Source organism: Flavobacterium gawalongense, assembly GCF_007097265.1.
Classification (GTDB): Bacteria; Bacteroidota; Bacteroidia; order Flavobacteriales; family Flavobacteriaceae; genus Flavobacterium; species Flavobacterium gawalongense.
The window spans coordinates 1-1173 of the sequence record NZ_VJZP01000086.1 but is presented as its reverse complement, the minus strand read 5'-3'; the positions used below and the strand labels follow the sequence as shown (position 1 = coordinate 1173).

1 protein-coding gene is annotated in these 1173 nt (G+C 31.7%); it reads left to right on the top strand.

Annotation, left to right across the window (positions count from 1 at the left end; genetic code table 11):
- Window positions 1-59 precede the first annotated feature (59 nt).
- Window positions 60-1130 (top strand): IS1595 family transposase, encoded by a 1071-nt coding sequence (locus FNW38_RS17370; protein WP_185963174.1) that lies wholly within the window; start codon window positions 60-62, stop codon window positions 1128-1130.
- Window positions 1131-1173 lie beyond the last annotated feature (43 nt).

Sequence of the window (1173 nt, the reverse complement as noted above, 5' to 3'; positions counted from 1 at the left end):
GGCTGTAGTCTAAAAGAATGTTGTTACTTTTTTTTGTAATTTTAATAGAAAATAGGTATATGGAAGCTTACGATACAATTGTCAGTTTAATACCGCTATTGACTATTTCACAGAAGCAAAGATTGATAGAGGAGTTAAAGAAAGAAAAGATTGTCATTCACAAAAATGAGTTGACTCATTGTCCTCATTGTGATAGTGTGAATTTGATAAAGCATAGTTTTTTCAATGAACGTCAGAGATTTAAATGTAAAGATTGTGAACGTACTTTTACTAAAACTACAGGAACTGCACTGCACGGCATCAATAAACAGAATGATTTTCTACGCTATTTCACATCAATGATGGAAGACGGTTTTAGACCATTGAAGAAAATGTGTAAGGAATTCAAGATTAGTAAGCAAACCGCTTTTGATTGGCGACAAAAAAGTATGATTACATTAGAACATTCCAAAGCTAATTTTGAAGGGATTACAGAAATAGATGATTTGTGGTTCAGATATAACTTAAAAGGGAGACAAGGACTTGTAAACGGTAGAAAAAGGGCTGGTAAAGTTGGTGCTGGAGATAATGGTTTTCAAACGAAAATATTAGCTACAGCTGATAGAACTGGGCAATTGGATATGTCTGTCATTCGAATCGGAAGAATGAAAATGAGTGATATCCCTCGTAAAATAGGCAATAGAATCAATAGTAAAACTATCTTAACATCTGATAAACACGGAAGTATTTCAGCCTTTGCAAAATCTTTCAAAATTCCACATATTTCCTTTGATGCTAAGAATCATACTTTTGATAAAGAGTATCACGTACAGCACATTAACAGTATTGCTGAACGATTTGATTTTATGGTAAACCGAGTCTTGAAAGGTGTTTCTACAAAATATTTGCAAGGATATGCCAATTGGTTCAAAGAATTAGAAGTGCTAAAAAACGATAAAAGTAAAAACGAATTGTCTATGGATGATTTATTAAAAAGCAATCATACTTGGGATGTATTTATAAACATTGAAAATCAATATGAGAAATTCATCAATACATATTCTTCCAGAACATACAGGTGCCCAGTAAAAAGAGTTAGAAAATCTCAAAATTGGACAAAAGATGTATTAAACAGATACGCAACTTATTAAATATAACAAAATTATTTCAACAACATTCTTTTAGACTACAGCC